This is a genomic window from Stenotrophomonas indicatrix (assembly GCA_041545745.1).
Taxonomy (GTDB): domain Bacteria; phylum Pseudomonadota; class Gammaproteobacteria; order Xanthomonadales; family Xanthomonadaceae; genus Stenotrophomonas; species Stenotrophomonas indicatrix_A.
In genome coordinates this window covers 4,265,889-4,285,416 of the sequence record CP168152.1, presented here as the reverse complement: position 1 = coordinate 4,285,416, position 19,528 = coordinate 4,265,889, and the positions used below count along the sequence as shown (strand labels likewise).

The window sequence follows — 19,528 nt, the reverse complement described above, 5'->3', positions numbered from 1 at the left end:
ACAGAACGCCGTTCCGACAGATCGCGGAGACCTGTCGAAGGCGGGGTGGGTCCGGTTGCGGGGGTGTAAGCGCCATGGATGGCGCGCCCAAGCCTCCATGGACGGATTCACGGCGTCCCCCGCAACCGGACCCACCCCGCCATCCCTCAGGAAACCCGCTTTTGCTGTTGCCGTTGCTCTGGCTTGAGGCCTCGGCAGGTGCAGGGCGCAGCCCTGCCGAACCCCCTTTACCCCCGCGGCCGCCCGCGCGAGGGCACCAGTGCGAACGTATCCACTGCCAGCTTCTCGGCGTGGTTCAACCACGCGCGGATTTCCAGATCGTCCACTTCGTGGTCAAGACCGAACGATACGTTGATCTTGCCGTCGGCGTCGGGCTGCACCCACTGCTGGGCCAGCACCACCTTGCGCTGCGAGGACACCGCTTCGATCCAGAAACCGCGGTCCGGGCGCGTGCTCGCCACCAGCTGCAGCATGTACTGGCCGGCGCGGGTACGGCGGCCCTTCTGCGTGATCATATGTGCCTGGCGCACGCTGGGGCGGGGGCCTTGGAAGGCATCCAGTGGTGCATCCACATCGATGCCGTTGCGCAGCTGGCCATCGCGGTACAGCTTGATGCCGTTGTCGCGGTTCACCAGCAGCGCACACCAGTCACCATCGGCCGAGCCATCCTCGAACGCGGTGCAGCGATCGACGTAGGCGAGCGTGTTGTCCGGGTCGGCATCGTCGAACTGGCGCGAGGTGTTTTCCAGATACACCGATTTCAGGTCCCAGTCCTTGTCGTATTCCAGCAGCACCGGCGGCTGCACGTGCTGCAGGCCCACCACCACCTGGTCATCACCGTCGATCTTCAGCTGCCGCGTCGGCTCACCCAGCCACAGCGAGCGGGCGAAGGCCAGATACTGCGGATAGTCGCGGCCGCCATCGCGGCGTGCGGCGGCGCTGGCACTCGGCGCACGCTTGTCGTCCAGCAGCGAACGGCCAAAGCCCATCGTCTGCAGGTTCGGATCGAGCAGGCTGAGCAGGGTGGCCCCGGAATCCAGGGTCGAGCCGTCTTCGGCGGCCAGCTGGCGCGGAGTCACGCCGTCACCGAGGAACAACAGCAGGTTCTCGCGCTTCTGCCTGGTCAGGATATGGCTGAGGTCGTTGGGCATGGCCAGGTGATCGGAGGCGATCACGATCAACGTGTCCTTGCCGTAGGGGCTGGCCTGGATGCGTTCGACCAGCTGCGAGATCAGGCGGTCGGTGCACTTCAGCGCATTGAGCATGCCGATGTTGCCGTACTGGCTCTGGTAACGCGTGCCTTTGCACGCCACCGGCAGATGCCCGGCCGGGTGGTGCGTGTCCATGGTCAGCGTGGTCAGCATGAACGGCGCGTCCTGCCGCGACAGCTGCTCGAAGCGCTGGTAGGCGGTGTCCAGCAGCACGTCGTCATGCACGCCCCATGCCGAGTAGTGGATGCGGCCGATCTTCTTCTGCTGCTTGAACCACGCCAGGTCATGCACTTCGTCGAAGCCATGGCTGGCCAGGAACTGCCCCTTGCCGGCGAACTGGCCGTTGGCGCCGCCAAGATAGTGGTTGGTGTAACCCTGCTGCTTCAGGTAGTCGCCCAGGCACACGGCCTTGGGCAGGAAGCTGCCCATCCGGTCCATGCTGTTCTCATCGCCCTGCGAGGTGGTCAGCGGCACGCCGCACATCGACGACACCAGGCCGGCGATGGTCCAGCCGCCGCCTTCGGCCGAGGCCAGCCCGCGCACATCCAGCGACTTGGCCGCCAACCGGTTGAGATTGGGCATCAGGCCGGGAAACACGGCCTCATCCAGATAGGTGCGCTCCAGGCTCTCGCCGTAGATCCAGACGATGTTGCGTGGGCGCTGCAGGGCCTGCGTAGGCACCTGGTATTCGGGGGCGATACGGGCGAAATCCACCGGGCGCAGCTGCTGGTACAGGCGTTGGCCATCGCGCGCCAGTGGGCTGATCATGATCGTGGCCACCCACAGCGCGGCGAAACCGGCAAACCACGCACCACCGGCCGTGGGGCGGCGCCAACGCTTCACCCGCGTAGCGAACAGCGGCAGCAGCGAAACCGCCGCCAGCACGATGAAGCCGGCGATGTAGCCCTTGAAGTCGGCGACACCGGCGCCTTCCATGTCCGCACCCAGGTGGTACAGGGTGGCGGCGTTGAGTCCGTCACCGGACAGCTTGTCGATCAGCCACCAGGCACTGAGCGCCAGCAGCAACAGCGAGAACAAGCCGGCTTTCCACCACACCCACTTTGCGGACGCGAGGAACAACCAGGACAGCAGCAACAGCGACAGCAGCAGAATCCAGAGCATAGGCAGCTTCGGCAGTGACGGGGTGGCGATGGACGTCGTACCGACGCGTGTCCATCCGACCGGCGCTGCTGCAAGCACATCTGCGTGACAGGCCGATGACCCGATAGTGCATGCACGAACCTGACTGAAATGTTTGTTGAAATCGCGCGTGCGATATCACGCCGCGAACGTAAATCGAGCGTGAAAACTTACGCTCGATTGCATTAAAAACCGCATGAATGCGCTGTTTTTGTTGATGCGCACCACGCATGGATAAGACGACGTATCAATGCTATCGATGCCCACGTTCCTCGCGCGAGCGCGCACGGCGATCGAACAACAACGCGCTGGTCACGATGCCCAGCCCAAGCACCACGCCGATCAACAACAGCACCAATGCGATGGCAGGATAGCCCAGCACATGCCAGCCGGTGTCGATCTTCATCATCATTGCCGCCGCCATGATCAACGCGGCGCTGATGATGCCGGCGGCCACGCGGTTGGCGATCTTCTGCAGGTTCTCCATCAGCCGCGATTCTTCCAACCCGGTCACCTTCATCTGCAGCCGGTTCTCGGCCAGCAGCGCCATGATGTCCGACAGCTTGCGCGGTCCGTCGCGCAGCAGTTGCTGCAACTCCATCGCCTCGCTGGCCAGGTTGGCGGCCGACAGGGATTTCTTCAGGCGCGCGCGCATCACGTGCTGCAACTGGCGCTCGACGATGCGCCGCGTATCCAGGTCCGGTGCCAGCAGGCGGCATACGGTTTCAAGATTGAGCAGCGCCTTGCCGAGCAGGCTCAGCTCCGGCGGCGTGCGCAACCCGGACGAAGTGGCGATGCGCACCATGTCCAGCACTACGCGCCCTTCGGAGAAATTCGCGCTGGCCGCGTAGCGTGCGATCAGCTGGCCGGTCTCGCGCAGGTAGCGCTCCTCATCGAACGCTTCCAGCCGCGTGCTGATGCTGATCAGGTCGTCGGCCACTTCCTCGCCGCGGCCATCGACGGCGGCAAACAGGATCTTCAGCAGGCGCTCGCGCAGCCGCGGCGGCATGTGCGCGACCATGCCCAGGTCGAAGATGGCCAAGCGCCCATCAGGCATCACCCGCAGGTTGCCGGGGTGCGGGTCGGCGTGGATTTCGCCGTGCACGAAGATCTGGTCCAGGTAACCGCGGATCAGCGCCGCCGCCAGCGGGTCCATCGCCTGTTCGGTGCGGCGCACATCGGGAATGGCATCCACGCGCACGCCGGTGGCCAGTTCCATGGTCAGCACGCGATGGCTGCTGTAGTCCCACAGCGGCTGCGGAATCCACAGGCGCCGGAACGGCTTCAGATGACGGCCGAAGCGCGACAGGTTCTCGGCCTCGGCGTGGTAGTCCAGCTCCTGCATCAGCGTCTTGGCGAATTCGTTGAGCCAGTCGCGCAGGCGCACGCGGCGACCGATCTGGGTCAGGTGGTCGGCGGCCAGGGCGAAGCTGCGCAGCACTTCCAGATCCGAACGCAGCTGCGCGGCCACCTCGGGCTTCTGCACTTTCACCGCCACCTCGCGGCCGTCGTGCAGCACCGCGCGATGCACCTGGGCGATGGACGCACAGCCAAGCGGCTGCGGATCGAATGCGGCGAACAGTTTGTTCACCGGCGCGCCCAGTTCCTGTTCGACGATGGCGTGGATGCGTTCGACCGGGATCGGCGCCACTTTCTCCTGCATGCGCTCCAGCGCGGTGGCGAACTCCACCGGCACCATGTCCGGGCGGGTCGACAGCATCTGCCCGAGCTTGACGAAGGTGGGCCCCAGCGCTTCCAGGTCACTGACGAACTGCTCCGGATTGCCGTCCGGTGGCACGTCGGTGTGGCTGCCGGCAGCGTCCAGGTTCATGCCGGAGAACACGCCGGAATGGCGGTAGCGCATCAGCAGGCGCAGGATCTGGCTGCGCCGGTTCATGCCCCTGATCAGCGGCGGATTGCCTGTGGCAGTGGACGGATTGCTCAAACGACCCTCCTCGAAGACGACGACCTTATGCCCGTGATCCCACCGCCGGCGGGGCCGGATCACGCTGCCAGTGTCCCTGCCGCCCGGTGGGCGCGCGGTGAACCCGCTACCGCAGGGGGCGCCGGATCGGTCAGAATCCGCTCATTCCCCTTTCTGGATCCCCCATGGCCGGTGCCAGCCTGTTTGCTCTGCTCGACGATATCGCCTCCCTGCTCGACGACGTCTCGGTGCTGACCAAGGTCGCCGCCAAGAAGACCGCGGGCGTGCTGGGCGACGACCTGGCGCTGAACGCGCAGCAGGTAACCGGCGTCAACGCCAACCGTGAACTGCCAGTGGTGTGGGCGGTGGCCAAGGGCTCGCTGGTGAACAAGGTGATCCTGGTGCCGGCGGCGCTGGCGATCAGCGCGCTGGAAGCCTGGCTGCACAGCCGCGGTTGGAACGTGCCGCTGATCGTGCCACTGATGATGATCGGCGGTGCCTTCCTGTGCTTCGAGGGCGTTGAGAAACTGGCGCACCGTTTCCTGCATTCAGCCGACGAGGACGCCGAACACCAGGCCGAGCTGCGCAATGCGCTGGCCGATGCACGGGTGGACATGGTCGCGTGGGAAAAGGACAAGGTGAAGGGCGCGATCCGCACCGACTTCATCCTCTCGGCCGAAATCATCGTGCTGTCGCTGGGCGTTGTTGCCACGGCGTCGTTCATCAACCAGGTCAGTACCCTGGTGGTGATCGCGCTGGCGATGACGGTGTTCGTCTACGGGCTGGTCGCCGGCATCGTGAAACTGGACGACCTGGGCCTGTATCTGTCGCGCAAGGGCGCGGCGCTGGCGGCAGTCGGCCGCGGCCTGCTGGTGTCTGCACCGTGGCTGATGAAGTTCCTGTCGGTGGCCGGTACCGCAGCGATGTTCCTGGTCGGCGGCGGCATCCTGGTGCACAACGTCCCGGCGCTGCACCACGCAGTGCAGGCGCTGGGCGGTGAAGGCCAGTGGGGCTGGCTGGTCAACGCGCTGGGCAACATGGTGGTCGGCATCATCGCCGGTGCGATCGTGCTCGCGGCGGTGACCGGGTTCCAGAAGCTGCGCGGAAAGTAAGCGCCGGCCCGTGGCCCGGTAGAGGCCGACCTTGGTCGGCGGTTTGTTTGCCGTGCGTGCCAACCAAGGTTGGCACCTACCAAGCGGTTTCCGGCGCCTTGGCCGGTAGAGGCCGACCTTGGTCGGCAGTTTGTTTGCCGCGCGTGCCAACCAAGGTTGGCACCTACCAAGCGGTTTCCGGCGTCCTGCCCGGTAGAGGCCGACCTTGGTCGGCGGTTTGTTTGCCGCGCGTGCCAACCAAGGTCGGCACCTACCAAGCTGTTTCCGGTGCGCCGGGGAACTATCCCGCGTGCACCCGGTTCTTGCCTTCGCGCTTGGCCACATACAGGGCGTCATCGGCGCGCCGCAGCATCGAATCCGCATCGTCGCCCGGCTGCCATTGCGAAAGTCCGGCACTGAAATGCACCGGTACCCGCCGGGCCTGCACGGTCAGTACGCGATGCGCCAGCGAGCGCTGCAGCCGCTGCACCGTAGCCATGCTGTCCGCGCCGGGGGTTTCGGGAAGCACCAGCACGAACTCGTCGCCGCCCAGCCGGGCGATGCCATCGGTGGCACGCAGCAGCAGGCGGCACACCGCCACCAGGTGCTGCAGCAGCGCGTCGCCGCCGGCATGGCCGTGTTCGTCGTTGGTCTGGTGGAAATCATCCAGGTCGATCACCGCCAGTCCCAACGGCGAGTGGTTGCGTGCGGCCCGGGCCAGCTCGCGCTGCAGCAGTTCATCCAGGCCACGCCGGTTCAGGGCCTGGGTCAGCGGATCGATACGTGCCAGATCGCCGGCTGCGCGCAGATCCTGTTCCAGCTGGTTGATGCGCTGCTCGGCGCGTTCCACTTCCTGCCGCGCGCTGGCCAGGTGATCGCGCGCCTGCGCCGCCTGCTGCTGCACTTTGCCGGTGTCCTGCATCACTTCCTGCAGCAGGTGGTTGAGGTCGGCGATGCTGCGCGCCTCGCGCAACTGCAGCGCGTAGCTGCCGATGCGGTCGTGGTATTCACCGGTGCTGGCAGCCATGCCATCCATGCGCTCGATGAACTCGCCCATCAAGCTACGCATGGCCGCTTTCGAATCGTCGATTCCCTGCCGCAGCAGGCCCTGCTTGTAGATCACCTCGCGCAGCTCGGCGCGGGTGCGCTCAACTGATTCGGCTTCCAGCGGTCCGGCCAGCAACTGGCGCACGGCCGCGATCTGGCCCTGCAGCCAGCTGCGGTCATCCAGCAGCTCGCTGACGTTCTCCAGCAGCAGGGCGAACAACTCAAGCAACAGCGCCTGCTGTTCCTGCCAGCTTTCGGCGCGCACGCCGATCTGGTGGCCCAGCTCGCGCGCGCCCTGTTCGATCGGCTCCAGTGCCGCGCCCGGTTGCCATTGGCGCAGGCGTACGGCCAGGGCCTGGGCCTGCTCGCGCAGGTCGGGATCGTGCTGCAGCAGTGCCACCACCGCGCCGCCCAGCAGCAACCGCAACTGCTCGGACAGGCGCAGGCTGTCGGGCTGGCCATCGGGTGAGTGCTGGTCGATGGTGCGGATGTACTTGTCGATCAGCTGCCGCATCGCCCGGCCATAGCGCGGCCAATCGGCACTGGCCTGCGCCGACTGCAGGCGATCACCCATGTCGCCCAGCTCGCCCGGCAAGGTGGCCATGCCATTGGCGAAGGCAGCCAGCAGCGGCTCGGGTGCATCGGCCCCGGCAAACAGCTGCTGCAACGCCACGCTGTTCCCACCCTGCAGCACCACCCGGTCGCCGCGCCCGTCATCGACCACCGCGCGCACGCGCGCAGGCGGCCCGATGGCGGTACCGGGGGCAGGGCGGGGGTCGGGCTGGTCCGTCATGGAACGCATCCTGGGATGGCAGGGGGGCTGGTCACAGCATATCGGCGCAACCGGCGGTGGCTTGAACCGATAGGATGGGCGACAGGATGCCGCAGTGGAGGTGGGTATGCGTGTGATGTTGCTGGGGGCGACGGGACTGGTCGGAGGCCACGCCCTGTCGCAGCTGCTGGCCGACCCGCGCTGCAGCGCCGTGGTCGCGCCCAGCCGTCGCTCGCTGGCTGCGCCGCACGGGAAACTGCACAACCCGGTGCTCGACTTCGCCCGGCTGCCCGATGCGCCGGACTGGGCCCGGATGGACGCGGTGATCTGCGCCCTGGGCAGCACCATCGCCCAGGCCGGCAGCCGCGAGGCGTTCCATCGCATCGACCACGACTATCCGCTGGCCTTCGCCCGCTTGGCCCTCGCGCAGGGTGCCCAGGCCTTCGCGCTGAACTCGGCCGCAGGCGCCAACCCGCGTTCGTCGATCTTCTACAGCCGGGTCAAAGGCGAGCTGGAGCGCGACCTGCGCGCGTTGCGGTTCCCGTCGCTGACGCTGGTGCGGCCGGGGCTGATCGGCGGTGAGCGGCAGGCGGTCCGCCGTGGCGAACACTTCGCGCTGCAGGCACTGGGCGTGCTGGGGCCGGTGTTGCCACGCGCTTGGCGGATCAATCCGGCACCGGAGATTGCGCACGCGCTGGTGGACGCGGTGCTGGCGGCAAAGCCGGGCGAGCACGTGGTGCCGTCGCGCGATCTGGTCGGCTGATGTCCCGCGCGCTACGCCTGAACCAGCTGCTGCAGGTGCTGCGCCGCCACCGCCGTCCAGTGGCCGGGCAGGCGCTGGCCGAGGAACTGGGCATCAGCCTGCGTACGCTCTACCGCGATATTGAAACGCTGCGCGAGCAGGGCGCCGACCTGCGCGGGGAAGCCGGTGTCGGCTACCAGCTGGAACCGGGCGATGTGCTGCCGCCGCTGACCTTGCCACCGGCCGAGATCGACGCCCTGGTGCTGGGCCTGCGCTGGGTGGCGGCACGCACCGAGCCGGCGCTGGCCGAGGCCGCGCGTGATGCGTTGGCGCGCATCGCGCACGTGCTGCCGGCGGCGCGACGCGAGGCGCTGCGTGACAGCGGCTTGCGCGTGGGCCCGTCGCGTACGGCGGCTACCGTGCCACCGGCGCGCCTGCAGGCCGTGCGCGAAGCGGTGGGCACGCAGCAGCGGCTGCAGTTCGCCTATGAAGATGCGCAGGGACGGCGCAGCGAGCGCGTGGTCTGGCCGTTCGCACTGGGGTACTTCGATGAAGTGCCCATGCTGGCGGCGTGGTGCGAGGGCCGCGAGGACTTCCGTCATTTCCGCCTGGATCGCATCCGCCGTGTGCGTGCACTGCCGGATCATTATCTTGTGCCGCGCGCCACCTTGCTGCGGCGCTGGCAGAAGGCGCAGGGCATCGCTCCGGACTGGCTGGACCGTTCGTGACGTATCCGTTTTGGTAGAGGTCGAGCCTGCTCGACCGCTTTTGCTCTCTGCTCTTTGCTCTTGGTAGATGTCGAGCTTGCTCGACTGCTCTTGCTGCTCGCGGAGAGCAGTCGAGCAAGCTCGACATCTACCAGGGCCAGAGCACCAGCAGCAGAGCAGGTTCGACGCTGCTGACAGGATCTGTCAGCAGGGCAGGGCCACCATGACCGCTCCCAACCACGGAGCTTTCCCATGTTCAAGCCAAGCACCCTGCTGCAGTACGTGCGCGACGTTGCCACCAGCGCCACCTTCTACCGCGGCATCCTCGGCACGGCACCGGTCGAACAGTCGCCCGGCTTTGCCCTGTTCCTGCTCGGCGATGGCGCCGCGCTCGGCCTGTGGCAGCGCGATGACGTGCAGCCGCCAGTGGATGCGCAGGCCGGCGCCGCTGAACTGGCGATGGTGGTGGCAGATGCAGCAACGGTGCAGCGCATGCACGACGAGTGGCGCGGGCTTGGCGTGCGCATCACCCAGGCGCCGGTAACGCTGGAATTCGGCCACACCTTCGTCGGTGTCGACCCCGATGGTCACCGCCTGCGTGTCTACAGCCGCGCCGAGGGCATGGTTGCACGCGATTGATCGTCGCCCCGTGCGTAAAAAAACGCCGGGCAATGCCCGGCGTTTTCTATTCATGTGCCAACCAAGGTTGGCACCCACCGATCAGTTCGTCGATGGCACCCACCCGATCAGCTGGCCAGCGCCAGATCGTCCATCATCGCGCGCAGGAAGCGGGCCGCTTCACCGCCGGTGGCGGCGCGGTGGTCGAACGTCACCGACAGCGGAATGACCTTGTGCGCTTCCACGCCGCCCATCACCGGGGTCATCTGGTGGCGGGCACGGCCGGCACCGACGATGGCCACGCACGGCGGCACCACGACCGGGGTCGCGTAGCGGCCGGCGAACATGCCGAAGTTGGACAGCGAGATGGTATAGCCGCTCAGTTCCGAGGCAGCGATCGAACGCGCTTCCACCTGCTCGCGCAGACGGTTCACGCCTTCGCGGATGCCCCGTGCGTCGAGCATGTCGGCATTCCGCAGGGCCGGCACGAACAGGCCGTCGTCGGTATCCACGGCAATGCCGATGTCGACCTGCGCATGCAGGGTGCGGGTCAGCGCTTCACCGTCGAACCAGGCGTTCATCGCCGGCACCTTCTGCGCGGCGACCACGATCGAGCGCACCAGGCGGGCGGTGACGTCGTTGCCCGGCAGCCAAGCGTGGATGTCGGCGTCGTCGTTCAGCGTGGTTGGCACGACCTTGCTGTGCGCATCGGCCATGACACGCGCCATGTTGCGGCGCACGCCCTTCAGCGGCTCCGGCTGGCCCTTGGCAACCACGCCCGGCGGCTGGGTGCGCATCGGCTTGCCAGCGGCAGACAGCGGGGTGCGTGCGTCGGACTGTACCGGCGCGGCCACCTGCGCCGGAGCCGGTGCGGCAGCCGCCGGTGCAGCAACCGCTGCCGGTGCCGCGCCGATCTTCGCGCTGCCGTCGGCGGCGGCCTGCTTGACGTCGGCCATGGTCACCGCGCCATCGGTGCCGGTGGCACGCACGCGGCTCAGGTCCACGCCCAGCTTGCGCGCGGTGGCACGCACGGCCGGTACGGCCTTGACGCCGCCAACGGCCAGCGCCTGTTCGGCATGCACCGCATTGGAGCTCTGCATCGCGCCGACCACGGTGCCGGCGTCATCACGCTCGGCGGCGGCCGGCTTGGCTTCTTCAGCAGCTACCGGGGCGGCTGCGGTCGGCAGCGGCGGCGGCGTCGGTGCGGCCGGAGCCGCCGGAGCGGCATGGCCGTGGCTGTGGCCGGTGTCCTGGCCGTCAGCGCGCTGCGGCAGGTTCGGGTCCAGCGCGAAGCTGGCCAGCACCGCGCCGGTCGGGATGATGTCGCCGGCAGCGCCGGACAACTTCAGCACCGTGCCAGAGAACGGCGAGGGCACTTCGACGACGGCCTTGGCGGTTTCCATCGAGACCAGCGGCTCGTCCAGCTTGATCACATCGCCTTCCTTGACGAACCACTCGACGATGGTCGCGTCCGGCAGGCCTTCGCCCAGGTCGGGCAGGTTGAAGTTCTTGGTCTGGCTCATTTGCAGTTCTCTTCCAGCAGTTCCAGTTCGCGGGCAGGCAACCAGCCCGTCGCGCCATTGGCGCGCTCGGACCACCACCACCCGCCGTGTTCGTGATGAAGCTTGACCATCTCACCGTTCTCCACATCCAGCTCGCGGGCGTCATAGTCGCGCAGGGCTTCTGCGCGACCATCGTCCAACAGCTGCAACCACGCTACCGGTGCCCATCCGGCGCGCCCATCACTGGTGCGCACCCAGGCAAACGCCGGCCATTCCTCGTCACGTACGCCTACTTCGACGATCTGGCCGGTGCGGAACCGGAGCGGGTTGGGATACTGGCTGCGGTAAGCCCCGAGAAGGCGGGCCCGCATGTCAGCCTGCCGCCACCGCGCGCTTGGCCGCCGCCACGATCCGCTCCACGCTCGGCAGATACTTCATCTCCAGGCGGAACAGCGGAATGTGGGTGTCGTAGCCGGTAACGCGCTCGACCGGAGCCAGCAGGTCGTACAGCGATTCCTCGGCCAGGCGTGCGGCGATTTCCGCGCCGAAGCCCGCGGTCTTCGGGGCCTCCTGCACGATCACGCAGCGGCCGGTCTTGGCCACCGACTCGGCGATGGTGGCGAAGTCCAGCGGACGCAGCGTGGCCACATCGATGACTTCGGCACTGATGCCTTCGCCGGCCAGCTTGTCGGCCGCTTCCAGCGCTTCCTTCACCTGCGCGCCCCAGGTCACCAGGGTCACGTCGGTGCCATCGCGCAGCACGAAGCACACGTCCAGCGGCAAGGCTTCGCCGTCGTTGACGACCACTTCCTTGTACTGGCGATAGATGCGCTTGGGCTCCATGTAGATCACCGGATCCGGCTCGCGGATCGCGGCCAGCAGCAGGCCATAGGCGCGCTGCGGCGAGGACGGCAGCACCACGCGCAGGCCCGGCACGTTGGTGAAGATCGCTTCGTTGGCTTCGCTGTGGTGTTCCGGCGCACGGATGCCACCACCCCACGGCACGCGCAGCACCATCGGGCAGTGCAGGCGGCCACGGGTGCGGTAACGCAGGCGCGCGGCGTGGCAGATGATGTGGTCGACCATCGGGTACATGAAGCCATCGAACTGGGCTTCGGCCACCGGCTTCATGCCCTGTGCGGCCAGGCCGATGGTGAGGCCGGCGATGGTGGTTTCATCCAGCGGGGTGTCGAGGATGCGGTCGGCGCCGAAGCGCTGCTGCAGGCCTGCGGTGGCGCGGAACACGCCGCCGTTGACGCCCACGTCTTCGCCCAGCACCAGCACCGACTTGTCGTGCTCCAGCTCCCAGGCCAGTGCCTGGGTGATGGCTTCGATGAGGGTGATCGGGGTGTCGGTCATGTTCTGTTCTCCGCGCGCGACGGCAGCGCTGTCGGCGGCGTTGGTGTGCGCGCTGGACGCGCCGCTCTTGATCTCATCCATGGCGCTGCTCCAGGGCGATCGCCTGGGCGCGCTGGGCCAGCAGGTCCTGCGGCGGGTCGGCATAGAGGAAATCGAACATCGCCTCGACCGGCTGCACCGGCGTGTTGAGGTACAGGTTCACTTCCTCGTCCACGCGCTTGCCGCACTCGGCGGTCCAGGCGGCTTCTTCTTCCTCGCTCCAGACACCGGCGTTGGTCAAGTACTTGCGCAGGCGCAGCATCGGCTCGCGCTGCCAGGCATCCTTCACTTCGGCGTCGTCGCGGTAGCGGCGCGCGTCATCAGCGGTGGTGTGATCGGACAGGCGATAGGTCATCAGTTCCAGCACGGTGCCACCGTCGCCGGCCAGCGCACGTTCGCGCGCCTGCAGCATGGCGGCCATCACCGCGATCAGATCGTTGCCGTCCACCTGCAGGCAGTGCAGGCCGCCGGCCAGGCCCTTCTGTGCCAGCGTCTCGGCACCGGTCTGGGCCGAACGCGGGACCGAGATGGCCCAGCCGTTGTTGACGATGCACAGGATCAGCGGCAGCTTGTAGGCACCGGCCGAATTCAGTGCCGCGTAGAAGTCGGTCTTGGAACTGCCACCGTCGCCGCACACGGCCACCGCGATCTGCGGTTCCTTGTTGAGCTTGAACTTCAGCGCAGCGCCTGCGGCGTGCAGGCACTGGGTGGAAATCGGCACGCAGAACGGGAAGTCCTTGGCCGCATTACCGCCGTAGTCGTTGCCGCGCTCGTCGCCGCCCCAGTACATCAGCACGTCGTGCGGGCGCACGCCCCGCATGAACATCGCGCCGTATTCGCGGTAGGACGGTGCGAACACGTCGTCCTTCTGCATTGAGGCGCCGATGCCCACATGCGCGGCTTCGTGGCCGAGGCAGGCCGCGTAGGTGCCCAGCTTGCCGGTGCGCTGCAGCGCGATCGACTTGCCGTCGAACACACGCACGAACAGCATCTGCTTGAACATCGGCAGCAAGGCGCGCGGGTCGCGCAGGGCTTCGGGCAGGTCATCGCGGACGAGCGTGCCGTCCGTGTCCAGATACTGCAGGTATTCGATCTTGAACTCAGCGGCAACCGTCATTGCGTACTGCACCTTCGACAGAGAAGTTACAAATGATATGAATCGCCATGTTAAGGAATGCGTACGAAAAAGCTCTCCTGCGGCGCAGCACGGCCTGCCCGCCTTTGTACGCCCTTCCGGGTGCATGATGCCAATAACTTCAACGTATTCAGCCATTGCTGCAAAGCATCACAAACGCCTCTGGGCTGAGCGCCAGTAGAACGGCGCGAACGGTTCCACGCGCAACGGCCGTTCCACAGCCGCGCCGCACGCCCCGGTACGGTCATCGCGGCTGCCAGCGCGGCAGCAACGCGCTACCCTTGCCGCCCCCGATCTGGTCCCGCCCATGTCCGTCGACAACAACCAACGCGATCTCGAAGCCGGTATCCACACCGACCTGCAGGGGCGGCTGACCTACGGCGGCTACCTGCGGCTGGACCAGCTGCTCAGCGCGCAGCAGCCGCTGTCCAATCCGCCGCATCACGACGAGATGCTCTTCATCATCCAGCACCAGACCTCCGAGCTGTGGCTGAAGCTGCTGGGCCATGAGCTGGGTGCGGCGATCGGCTTCCTGCAGCGCGACGAGGTCTGGCAGTGCCGCAAGGTGCTGGCGCGCAGCAAGCAGGTGCTGCGCCAGCTGACCGAGCAGTGGTCGGTACTGGAAACGCTCACCCCGTCCGAGTACATGGGCTTCCGCGACGTGCTCGGCCCGTCCTCGGGCTTCCAGTCGCTGCAGTACCGCTACATCGAGTTCCTGCTGGGCAACAAGAACGCGCAGATGCTGCAGGTGTTCGAGCACGACACGGCCGGGCAGGCGCAGCTGCGCACCGTGCTGGAGGCGCCGAGCCTGTACGAGGAATTCCTGAAGTACCTGGCCCGCTTCGGCCATGCCGTGCCGGCGGTGTACGAGGCGCACGACTGGACCCAGCCGCACGTGGCCGACGACAGCCTGCAGCCGGTCTTCGAACGCATCTACCAGGACACCGACCGCTACTGGCGCGAGTACGCGCTGTGCGAGGACCTGGTGGACCTGGAAACGGCCTTCCAGCTGTGGCGGTTCCGGCACATGCGCACGGTGATGCGGGTGATCGGCTTCAAGCGCGGCACCGGCGGTTCATCCGGCGTGGGCTTCCTGGCCAAGGCGCTGGAACTGACCTTCTTCCCCGAGTTGTTCCAAGTGCGCACCACGCTGCAGGTCGCGCCCCCGCCGGATCTGGCCTGATCCGCATTCAGCTTGGCCGCCTGCGGCTGGCTGGATCGTTTCAGATGCAAGTTCAGCGAGCAGGCCGCGACCTGCCTCAAACGGCGTGTATTTGACGTGAACGCCAGAAGTCGGTGATCCTCGCGCGTTGCTTCACCGCACATCGGACGTGCCTCCATCCACCGAACCAGGAATTCCGCATGAGCGTAAACGCCACTGCGAACACCCCAGAGCCGGCGCTGCCGGACTTCAACACCACGATGGGCCACCCGCGCCCGTTGTGGATGCTGTTCATGACCGAGTTCTGGGAGCGCTTTGCGTTCTACGGCATCCGCTGGGCGTTGGTGCTGTACATCGTTGCCCAGTTCTACAACGGCAACGCCGCCGGTGAAGGCGACGCCAGCCGCATCTACGGCGCCTACCTGGCGCTGGTGTACGCCGCCGCGATCTTCGGTGGTTACGTGGCCGACCGGGTGCTGGGGTACCAGCGCTCGATCCTGACCGGCGCGATCATCATGGCCGTCGGCCTGTTCATGATCTCGCTGCCGCAGGAGCACATCTTCAAGCTCGGCCTGGCCACGATCATCGTCGGCAACGGCCTGTTCAAGCCGAACATCTCGACCATGGTCGGCAAGCTGTACGGCCTGAAGGACGAGCGTCGCGACTCGGGCTTCACCATCTTCTACATGGGCATCAACATCGGCGCGATGATCGCTCCGGTGCTGACCGAGTACCTGGCCCGCAAGGTCTTCGGTACCTCGGAAATGCCGTCCTACAAGGTCGTGTTCATCGCTTCCGGCGTGGGCATGCTGGTCTCGCTGGTGTGGTTCTACATCGGTCGTGACGGCCTGAAGGGCATCGGTGCACCGCCGGTCGGTGCTGAAGGTTTCGGCCGCATCATCATGGTGCTGGTCGGTTCGCTGTTCGCCATTCCGGTGGCTTACTTCCTGCTCGCCACCGGCGCCACCGCGCTGGCCTGGATCCTCGGCGTGATGTTTGCCGCCCTGGCCGTGCTGCTGCTGGTGGAAGGCATCCGCGAGGGCAAGGTGCAGCGCGACCGCGTGATCGCCATGCTGATCATCTTCGCCTTCAACGTCATGTTCTGGATGTTCTTCGAACAGGCCGGCAGCTCCTTCACCTTCCTGGCCGAGAACATCGTCAACCGCCAGCTGGGTGAGTGGACCTTCCCGACCGCGTGGTTCCAGTCGGTCAACTCGGTGGCGATCATCACCCTGGCGCCGATCATCGCCTGGATCTGGGTGGCCCTGGGCCGCGCCAATCCGTCCATCCCGCGCAAGTTCGGCCTCGGCCTGCTGTTCAACGGCGCTGCCTTCGCACTGCTGATGTTCGCCCTGTCGACCATGGTCGTGGACGGCAAGATCCCGTTCTGGACCCTGTTCATGGTCTACGTCATCCAGTCTGTCGGTGAGCTGTGCCTGTCGCCGATCGGCCTGTCGATGGTGACCAAGCTGGCTCCGGTGCGCCTGGTCGGCTTCGGCATGGGTGGCTGGTTCCTGTCCACCGGCATCGGCAACAACCTGTCGGGCATCTTCGCCGGTGCGGTCAGTGGTGAAGGCGGCATGACGGTCGAATCGGCACTGAAGGGGTATACCTTCGGGTTCTGGGCCTTGATCGGTTCGGGTGTGGTCCTGTTCCTGGTCGCGCCGCTGATCAACAAGCTGATGCACGGCGTGAAGTAATGAGAGGGTAGTGGGCATGCGTACAACGTTCGGCGGTGCAGTGGTGGCAGTGGTGTGTGCGGCGCTGATCGGCGCCTGTTCGCAGCCTCAACCTCCCGCGGCCCCCGAACCCACGCAGCCCCTCGACACACGCCCCACCGAGCCACCGGTCGCTGACCCCAGCGAACCGGTGGCCTCGGGCAACACCCCGGCGGCGGCCGATATCGCCGCCATCGCCGGGCTTGGCGCGCAGTTCGACCCGGCCCGCAATCCCGTTGCCGACCTGGAAACCGCCAAGGTCGAAGCCCAGCGTGGCAACAAGCGCATCATCCTGGAAGTGGGCAACGCCGCCTGCGAGCCCTGCCATGCGCTGGATGAAGCCGTGGAAGGCAATGGCGATCTGCGCCGCTTCCGTGATGCCCACTACGTGTGGGTCAAGGTCAACGACAGTGCCGAGAATCCGAACGCGGCCTTCCTGGGCCAGTTCCCGCCGCTGCAAGGCGAGCACCCGCACCTGCTGGTGATCGATGCCGACGGCACGCTGCTGGCGCCACAGCCCAGCGAAGCGATGCACAAGGGCAAGACCGTGCAGACCGCACGCGTGATGGCGTTCCTCAAGCAGTGGGCGCCTGACCGGTAGCACCGGGCCGCGCCCGGCGGCCTCTCCGCTGCCCGGCCATCCACGCATGGCGTGGGTCTACTGCGCGCGCCGTCACACTCTCCGACTCCACATCTCAACTTCAGCGTGCACACGCCGTTACCGGCAAGGACTTCAGTCGACGCCCCGTCGATGCAACCTACCGGAACGCCCATGCACAGCGACCACGCCGAACGTCTGCACGAACCTGCCACTGAACTGGCCGAAGGCGGAGCAGGCGACGGCGTGACCCTGCCACCGCAGGAAGCCCTGTTGGACGACGCCGGCACCGGCGAAGCCGCCCTTGAACTCGCGCCGCCGCGGCATCGGTTGCCGCAGATCGCCTTGCCCGACAACGTGGTGCTGAAGGGCGCGGTGCAGAAGCTGGTGGAACAGAAGGCGCGGCTGGATCGACTCGCCGCCGAAGGACAGCTGGCCGGCCTGCTGCCGCCGGAATGGCACGGCAACGGCGTGCGCGCGATCGAGCTGTCCAGTTTCGTGCAGGGGGTGCTGCCATTCCTGCAGCCCGGCGAGCGTGGTGAAACCGCACCGGCCCGCCTGCCGGTGCGCCATGTACTGGGCGACGACAGTCGCTGGGGCCTGGCCGACGTGCCCGAACCGAAGTCACTGGCCTGGTACCTGGCCAGCGATGACCGCGCCAACGCGGGCAGCAAGGATGTCGCCGAGGCCTATCTGGTCGGCGCGCTCGGCCTGGCCTGGATGCAGGAAGGGCGCAGCCGCCCCGGCTTCCTGCGTGCGATGGACCAGGACAGCCTGGCGGCGCGGGTGACCATGCTGGGTTATCCGCCGCCGAGCGAGTTGGCGCTGTACAGCGTGACCGCGCACGGGCAGCCGCAGATCTGGTGCGTGCATGGCCGGCGCAGGCTGCGTCCGCTGGTGGCGCCGTGGCTGAGCGTGCCGCTGCTGACCGCCTATGGCGTGCCTGCACCGGTAGCGTGGCCGGGCAGCTTCCCGCCCGTTGAAGCCGTGGCCGAAGCGATTGCCGCCGCGCGTCCAGGCAAGCTGCTGCCGGAAGTGGATCTGGGTAGAGTGGTGGCGAAGATCGCCGAAGACGCCTCGTCCGAGGCGTGGCAGCCGGTCAGCCTGCTGCAGCTCAACACCTGGTCGCCGCGCTGGCCGTTCTTCCTGGGCACCTTCGTCGGCCTGCCGTCGCTGCTGCTGGTCACTGCCGCATTGGCGTTGCCCGGCGCTGTGGAAGCGACCACTGTTGCTGCCTCGCTGGGCTTTGCCGGCGGCGCCATCGGCGCGCTTGCGGTGCCGTGGATCCATGCACGGCGCAAGCATCTGAGCTGAGTGCGTGGGCCATCCGCGCGTGGCGTGGGTCTGTTGACCCCCTAACGGTCGATCTCTGCAGCAGTGAACTCCATGCGTTGCCGCGCACGCTCCGTGGCGGCCTGCAGACGTTGCTTGAGGACTTCCCGGGAGGGAAGGGATGTCAGGTACTCCGCCACATGGATGCCTGAGCGGTCCAACTCCAGCAACTCGATCTGGCCTGCCTTCTTGCCTGTGCAAAGGATGATGCCCAGCGGTGCCTCTTCACCTTCCTCCCGCTCATAACGATCCAGCCAACGCAGATAGAGCTCCATCTGGCCTTTGTACGCTGGCTTGAAGTCACCGATCTTCAGTTCGACGGCCACCAGCCTGCGCAGGCGGCGGTTGTAGAACAGCAGGTCGAGATGGAAGTCGTCGTCATCGATCTGGATGCGTTTCTGGCGGGCGACGAAACTGAAGCCTGCCCCGAGTTCAAGCAGGAATCCCTGCATTTCACGCAGGATGGCGCCTTCCAGCTCCTGCTCGTCCCAGCACTCCTTCAGCCCGAGAAAATCCAGTACGTACGGGTCGCGCAGGACCAGACCCGGGGAGAGCTGCTGGTTCCGGCGCAACGCCGACAGCTCATTGGCAATGGTCTGCTCGGGCTGGCTGGAAAGTGCTGTACGTTCGTACAGCATCGAGTCGATGCGCTGGCGCAACATGCGGACACTCCAGCCCTCCGTGCTGGCCATCTGGGCGTAGAAGTCGCGCTTGAGCGGATCAGACAGCGGAATCAGCGCGATGAAATGGGTCCAGCTCAATTGTCGTAGCAGTGATACGACAATCTGCTCGTCGGCAAATGCGATGGAGAACTGCACCATCCTGCGCAGGCTCTTTTCACCGAACGAACCGCCGAACTCGGCAGACAGTGTCCTGGCGATGCGCTTGAACAGGACCTCTCCATAGCGTGCCCGGCGTCCATCCATCTGATCGACATGGATGCGACGTCCTATGCGCCAGTACAGCAGCGTCAGTTCGGCATTGACGGTCCTGACCATCCCGGCGCGGGCCGTGGATATCAGTTCCCGGATATCAGCCAGCAGATCGTGGGTATGCGGCAGGGTGAGGGGCGGTGTGTCATCCATGAGGTGCCTTCCAGCAGGGTCAGGGTTCGGCAATCACCCGCAGCGCGCTGGCATAGCCCTTGGCGAGACTGGTCAGGTCGAGCAGCCGGTTCAACGACAGCAGCAACCCCGGCGGGCAGGCCTTGAGGCGCTGATGTTCGAACCATGCCTGGGTGACCGTTTCCAGCGTGGCCAACGCCTCATCGATGCGCTGCAGGTCGGCTTCGCGGTCGATGGGCGCGGTAGTGGGGTGATGGGGGCGTGTCATGGCGAAGCTCCGTGGCGAGGCCGCCGGAAAGGCGGCAGGCGATGCGTGGTTGAAAGACCGTGATCCGAAGGAAGAACGGCGGCCATGCGGCCCCACGCA

16 protein-coding genes and 1 pseudogene are annotated in these 19,528 nt (G+C 66.6%); 8 read left to right on the top strand and 9 right to left on the bottom strand.

All coding sequences use genetic code 11. The features are described from left to right. Window positions 1-227: 227 nt before the first annotated feature. Both ACEF39_RS19520 and ACEF39_RS19515 read right to left on the bottom strand, forming a co-directional pair. Window positions 228-2,333, bottom strand: coding sequence for a phosphoglycerol transferase I (locus tag ACEF39_RS19520; RefSeq protein WP_500286259.1), 2,106 nt, complete (start codon window positions 2,331-2,333; stop codon window positions 228-230). Between the two features lie 271 nt (window positions 2,334-2,604). After that, window positions 2,605-4,257, bottom strand: a pseudogene (locus ACEF39_RS19515) (ABC1 kinase family protein); the annotation flags it as partial. A gap of 203 nt (window positions 4,258-4,460) precedes the next feature. On the opposite strand from ACEF39_RS19515, the gene ACEF39_RS19510 reads away from it, so the two are divergent. Continuing rightward, window positions 4,461-5,387 carry a DUF808 domain-containing protein gene (locus tag ACEF39_RS19510; protein ID WP_500286258.1) on the top strand — a complete coding sequence of 309 codons (927 nt, stop codon included), beginning with the start codon at window positions 4,461-4,463 and terminating at the stop codon, window positions 5,385-5,387. A gap of 280 nt (window positions 5,388-5,667) precedes the next feature. On the opposite strand, the gene ACEF39_RS19505 is transcribed toward ACEF39_RS19510, so the two are convergent. Beyond that, a complete protein-coding gene (locus tag ACEF39_RS19505; protein WP_500286257.1) occupies window positions 5,668-7,206 on the bottom strand; it encodes a GGDEF domain-containing protein in 1,539 nt (512 codons plus the stop codon). Between the two features lie 106 nt (window positions 7,207-7,312). On the opposite strand from ACEF39_RS19505, the gene ACEF39_RS19500 reads away from it, so the two are divergent. The 3 genes from ACEF39_RS19500 to ACEF39_RS19490 all read left to right on the top strand — a co-directional run bounded on the left by ACEF39_RS19500 (window position 7,313) and on the right by ACEF39_RS19490 (window position 9,273). Next, on the top strand, window positions 7,313-7,948 hold the full coding sequence (locus ACEF39_RS19500) for a Rossmann-fold NAD(P)-binding domain-containing protein (protein WP_500286256.1): 636 nt from the start codon (window positions 7,313-7,315) through the stop codon (window positions 7,946-7,948). Beyond that, the gene (locus ACEF39_RS19495; protein WP_500286255.1) at window positions 7,948-8,655 is read left to right on the top strand and encodes a helix-turn-helix transcriptional regulator; all 708 of its coding nucleotides are present in this window, start codon (window positions 7,948-7,950) and stop codon (window positions 8,653-8,655) included. Before ACEF39_RS19500 ends, ACEF39_RS19495 begins: the two co-directional genes overlap by 1 nt. A gap of 231 nt (window positions 8,656-8,886) precedes the next feature. Further along, window positions 8,887-9,273 carry a VOC family protein gene (locus ACEF39_RS19490; RefSeq protein WP_500286254.1) on the top strand — a complete coding sequence of 129 codons (387 nt, stop codon included), beginning with the start codon at window positions 8,887-8,889 and terminating at the stop codon, window positions 9,271-9,273. Between the two features lie 107 nt (window positions 9,274-9,380). On the opposite strand, the gene ACEF39_RS19485 is transcribed toward ACEF39_RS19490, so the two are convergent. From ACEF39_RS19485 to pdhA, 4 genes are read right to left on the bottom strand one after another with little or no spacing between them, the layout of a single operon-like run. Beyond that, window positions 9,381-10,775 (bottom strand): dihydrolipoamide acetyltransferase family protein, encoded by a 1,395-nt coding sequence (locus tag ACEF39_RS19485; protein WP_089237418.1) that lies wholly within the window; start codon window positions 10,773-10,775, stop codon window positions 9,381-9,383. Beyond that, window positions 10,772-11,125 (bottom strand): SH3 domain-containing protein, encoded by a 354-nt coding sequence (locus ACEF39_RS19480; RefSeq protein WP_025874583.1) that lies wholly within the window; start codon window positions 11,123-11,125, stop codon window positions 10,772-10,774. Before ACEF39_RS19480 ends, ACEF39_RS19485 begins: the two co-directional genes overlap by 4 nt. 1 nt (window position 11,126) lies before the next feature. Further along, the gene (locus ACEF39_RS19475; RefSeq protein WP_500286253.1) at window positions 11,127-12,194 is read right to left on the bottom strand and encodes an alpha-ketoacid dehydrogenase subunit beta; all 1,068 of its coding nucleotides are present in this window, start codon (window positions 12,192-12,194) and stop codon (window positions 11,127-11,129) included. Next, the gene (pdhA, locus tag ACEF39_RS19470) at window positions 12,187-13,269 is read right to left on the bottom strand and encodes a pyruvate dehydrogenase (acetyl-transferring) E1 component subunit alpha (RefSeq protein ID WP_032976633.1); all 1,083 of its coding nucleotides are present in this window, start codon (window positions 13,267-13,269) and stop codon (window positions 12,187-12,189) included. The genes ACEF39_RS19475 and pdhA overlap by 8 nt, the downstream gene beginning before the upstream one ends. A gap of 325 nt (window positions 13,270-13,594) precedes the next feature. On the opposite strand from pdhA, the gene ACEF39_RS19465 reads away from it, so the two are divergent. From ACEF39_RS19465 to ACEF39_RS19450, 4 genes are all read left to right on the top strand, one after another. Further along, a complete protein-coding gene (locus ACEF39_RS19465) occupies window positions 13,595-14,470 on the top strand; it encodes a tryptophan 2,3-dioxygenase (protein WP_140225246.1) in 876 nt (291 codons plus the stop codon). Between the two features lie 179 nt (window positions 14,471-14,649). After that, window positions 14,650-16,149 (top strand): peptide MFS transporter, encoded by a 1,500-nt coding sequence (locus ACEF39_RS19460; RefSeq protein ID WP_500286252.1) that lies wholly within the window; start codon window positions 14,650-14,652, stop codon window positions 16,147-16,149. Between the two features lie 16 nt (window positions 16,150-16,165). Next, window positions 16,166-16,768: a thioredoxin family protein gene (locus tag ACEF39_RS19455; protein WP_100462741.1), complete on the top strand. Its 603-nt coding sequence runs from the start codon at window positions 16,166-16,168 to the stop codon at window positions 16,766-16,768. 171 nt (window positions 16,769-16,939) lie between these two features. Further along, entirely contained in the window at window positions 16,940-18,079 is a 1,140-nt protein-coding gene (locus ACEF39_RS19450; RefSeq protein WP_500286251.1) for a hypothetical protein, read from the top strand. Window positions 18,080-18,120: 41 nt separating this feature from the next. Here the strand turns inward: ACEF39_RS19450 and ACEF39_RS19445 are convergent, their stop codons facing one another. Together ACEF39_RS19445 and ACEF39_RS19440 are read right to left on the bottom strand one after the other, a co-directional pair. After that, window positions 18,121-19,182 (bottom strand): PDDEXK nuclease domain-containing protein, encoded by a 1,062-nt coding sequence (locus ACEF39_RS19445; protein WP_191077707.1) that lies wholly within the window; start codon window positions 19,180-19,182, stop codon window positions 18,121-18,123. A 19-nt stretch (window positions 19,183-19,201) separates the two neighbouring features. Continuing rightward, window positions 19,202-19,429 (bottom strand): hypothetical protein, encoded by a 228-nt coding sequence (locus tag ACEF39_RS19440; protein ID WP_500286250.1) that lies wholly within the window; start codon window positions 19,427-19,429, stop codon window positions 19,202-19,204. Window positions 19,430-19,528: the final 99 nt, after the last annotated feature.